The organism is Microbacterium sp., assembly GCF_031178525.1.
In the GTDB taxonomy this organism is placed as follows: Bacteria; Actinomycetota; Actinomycetes; order Actinomycetales; family Microbacteriaceae; genus Microbacterium.
Genome location: NZ_JAPSJA010000257.1, coordinates 1 through 3,325, shown reverse-complemented (window position 1 = coordinate 3,325; position 3,325 = coordinate 1). Strand labels below are relative to the sequence as shown.

The window sequence follows — 3,325 nt, the reverse complement described above, 5'->3', positions numbered from 1 at the left end:
GCTTCATGGCCGTCGTCTCGGCGGACAAGGCCTCCGAGGCGATCGCCCAGATCGAGAGCACCGGGATCCCCGCGTGGCAGGTCGGCGTGGTGCGCGAAGGCGCGCTGCCCGAGGACGGCGAAGCGTTTGAGCAGGGCGCCAAGGGCGTCGACGGCGGCGCCGTGCGCCTGGTCTCGACCTACGCGGAGAGCGCCCGCGGGCGCCTCTGAGACAGAACGGATGAAGTAACACCCCTATGTGCGGAATCGTCGGCATGGTCGGGCGCGCCCCGGTCAACCAGGACATCTACGACGCGCTCCTCCTCCTTCAGCACCGGGGTCAGGATGCGACGGGCATCGCGACCGCCGAGCCGAGCGGCGTGATGCACACGCACAAGGCGCAGGGGATGGTGCGCGAGGCCTTCCGGACCCGCGACATGCGCTCGCTGCTCGGCAACGTGGGCCTCGGTCACGTGCGCTACGCCACCAAGGGCACCGCCTCCAGCGAGGAGGAGATGCAGCCGTTCTACGTGAACGCGCCGTACGGCATCATCCTGATCCACAACGGCAACCTCACGAACACGCGCGAGCTCACGACGGACATGGAGCAGCGCGACCGCCGGCACCTGAACTCGTCCAGCGACACGGAGCTGCTGCTGAACGTGCTCGCCAACGAGCTGCAGGCGACGACGAGCCCGGTCGACCTGGAGCCGGAGCGGATCTTCGAGGCCGTCGCTCGCACGCACCGGCGTGTCGAGGGCGCGTACGCCGTGATCTCGATCATCGCGGGCTACGGCCTGCTGGCGTTCCGCGACCCGTACGGCATCCGCCCGCTCATCCTCGGCCGTCGCGTGGGCCCCGAGGGCGTGGACGACTGGGTCGTCACGAGCGAGTCGCTCGTGCTCGAGAACGCCGACTACGAGATCGTCCGCGAGGTCGAGCCGGGCGAGGCCGTGTTCATCTCGAGCGACGGCAGCCTGTACACCAAGCAGTGCGCGGACGACGCGAAGCTGCTGCCGTGCTCGTTCGAGTACGTCTACCTGGCGCGTCCGGACTCCATCATGAACGGCGTGCCGGTGTACGAGTCGCGCCTGCGGATGGGCGCGAAGCTCGCCGCCACGATCGCCAAGCATGTCCCCGACGGGCTGATCGACGTCGTCATGCCGATCCCGGACTCGTCGCGCCCCGCCGCGATGGAGGTCGCGCGCGTGCTCGGCATCGAGTATCGCGAGGGCTTCTACAAGAACCGCTACGTCGGCCGGACGTTCATCATGCCCGGCCAGGCCGTGCGGAAGAAGAGCGTGCGCCAGAAGCTCAACGCGATGTCGAGCGAGTTCCGCGGCAAGAACGTGCTGCTGATCGACGACTCGATCGTGCGCGGCACCACCAGCAAGCAGATCGTCCAGATGGCGCGGGACGCGGGCGCCAAGTCCGTGACCTTCGCGTCGGCGGCGCCTCCCGTGCGCCACCCGCACGTGTACGGCATCAACATGCCGTCACGCCACGAGCTGGTCGCGCATGGCCGCACGATCCCGGAGATCGCCGAGGAGCTCGGCGCCGATTACCTCGTGTACCAGGAGGTCGAGGACCTCAAGGACGCGATCATCGAGAGCGCGCTGGGCGAGGCGACCTTCGACGACCTCGACATGAGCTGCTTCGACGGGCGCTACGTCACCGGCACGGTCACGCCCGAGTATCTCGCCTGGGTCGAGGGCACGCAGACGTCCTGAGGCGCATGCGGCGGCGCCTGATCCGTTGTCCGGCGGCACGCGAAAGCGCCCGGTGCCTCGGCGCCGGGCGCTTCACTGCGCGAGAGGGAGAGAGGCCTCAGGCCTTCTGAGCCTGATACTCGTCCTCGTCCTCGTCGCTCTCGTCGCCGTACATGTCGGCCCACTTGTCGACGTACTCGTTTTCGTCGTCGCTCGGGTGCCCGAGCTCGCGCTCCAGCGCCGAGTAGTTCACAGTCGGGCTGAACGACTTCAATTCGCGGGCGAGCTTGGTGTGCTTCGCCTTCTGACGGCCACGCCCCATGCGCGAGACCCCCTCACGTTGAGCCGGGATGTCTGTCCCTGGGCTGCTGCGGAAACCGGCACGGACGCCGGTGAAGAGTAGGATTCAGAATACCACGCGGCCTCGGCGCCTCGGCCGACCGCGCCACCGGGAAGGGGTCGCAGGATGACCGATCAGCCGTTCACCGATGAGCCGTCCGCGAGTGCGCGGGCGCAGCAGTCCGCCGTCGACGCCGCCCTGCGGGGTGCCGTGATCGCAGCCATCATTCCGGAGCAGTCGCCTCGCGTGCTGCAGGAGGCCGCCCATTACGCGGCACTTCTCGGCGCGCCGCTGGCGGTCGTGCACGTGGATGTCACCCGCTTCGTCACCTATGAGGACCCCGACGGCTACGTGCACTCGGCTCCCGTCGACATCAACGTGCAGGCGGGCGAGGGCGAGCTCGAACTCGTCCGCAAGGCCGCCGAGTCCGTGCTCGTCAACAGTCCCGTCACCTGGGAGGTGCGGCAGCTCGTGGGCGATCCCGCCCTCGCGATCAAGCACTTCGCCGACAAGATCGACGCCAAGCTCATCGTGGTGGGCACCCGCAAGCGCGGCTTCGGCGAGTCGATCCGGCAGTTCTTCACCGGTTCCGTTGCCGCGCGACTGTCGCACCGGCAGCACCGACCGCTGCTCGTCGTGCCGCAGGGCGAGCTGCTGCAGGATCACGAGGACTTCCCTGAGGTCGAGGGCTGATCCTCGCTCCTCGTTCCGCACGCGGATGCCCCGGGGACTCCCGGGGCATTCGCGTCGAGGTCGGAGCGGTTCAGCGTCTCGCCTCCGCCTCGGCCCTCAGGGGCGACGCAGCGACTCGCTGAGCGACGTCGCCGCGGCGTCGAGCCCGGCCTGGAGTGCGTCGACCACCGCCGCCTGCAGCTCGCCGCCGCGCGCGACATGCGCGCGCAGCTCGCCGCGGACGCGGCCGCGGAAGTCCGCGATCGCCGCCTCGGCCCTGTGCAGCTCCTCGCGCGAGCGCACGCGCCCGTCGTCCGCGCCGTGTGACGGCGGCGTCGTCGCGTGCGGGGTCTCGCTCGTGGCGGCCGCGAGATCGGCGCGCAGGCTCTTCATCGCCTCGCGCACGCTCGTGCGCACCTCGTCGGCGATGAGGCGGACGGTGTCCGCGAGCCCCGCCTGGATGCCGGCGATGTCGTCCGCGCGATCCTGCACCTCGGCGCGCCCCGCGTCCGTGATCTCGTAGACGGTCTTTCGGCCGTCGGAGGTCTTGGTCACGAGGCCCTCCTCTTCGAGCTTGGCCAGGCGCGGGTAGATCGTGCCCGCACTGGGCGTGTAGGTGCCGCCCG

Annotated in this window: 4 protein-coding genes and 1 pseudogene; 3 read left to right on the top strand and 2 right to left on the bottom strand. The window is 69.7% G+C overall.

Annotated features, from left to right (window positions below):
* Together RIF89_RS12710 and purF are read left to right on the top strand one after the other, a co-directional pair.
* A pseudogene (locus RIF89_RS12710) lies at positions 1–209 on the top strand (phosphoribosylformylglycinamidine cyclo-ligase); the annotation flags it as partial.
* A 26-nt stretch (positions 210–235) separates the two neighbouring features.
* Positions 236–1,708 carry an amidophosphoribosyltransferase gene (gene purF / locus RIF89_RS12705; RefSeq protein ID WP_309069465.1) on the top strand — a complete coding sequence of 491 codons (1,473 nt, stop codon included), beginning with the start codon at positions 236–238 and terminating at the stop codon, positions 1,706–1,708.
* A gap of 97 nt (positions 1,709–1,805) precedes the next feature.
* On the opposite strand, the gene RIF89_RS12700 is transcribed toward purF, so the two are convergent.
* Entirely contained in the window at positions 1,806–2,009 is a 204-nt protein-coding gene (locus RIF89_RS12700) for a DUF3073 domain-containing protein (protein WP_309069464.1), read from the bottom strand.
* A 144-nt stretch (positions 2,010–2,153) separates the two neighbouring features.
* Here RIF89_RS12700 and RIF89_RS12695 point away from each other — a divergent pair, with 144 nt between their 5' ends.
* Positions 2,154–2,720 (top strand): universal stress protein, encoded by a 567-nt coding sequence (locus RIF89_RS12695; RefSeq protein ID WP_309069463.1) that lies wholly within the window; start codon positions 2,154–2,156, stop codon positions 2,718–2,720.
* A gap of 96 nt (positions 2,721–2,816) precedes the next feature.
* Here the strand turns inward: RIF89_RS12695 and RIF89_RS12690 are convergent.
* Positions 2,817–3,325 (bottom strand): helix-turn-helix transcriptional regulator (locus RIF89_RS12690; RefSeq protein ID WP_309069462.1); only part of this gene is annotated, 509 nt, incomplete at its 5' end.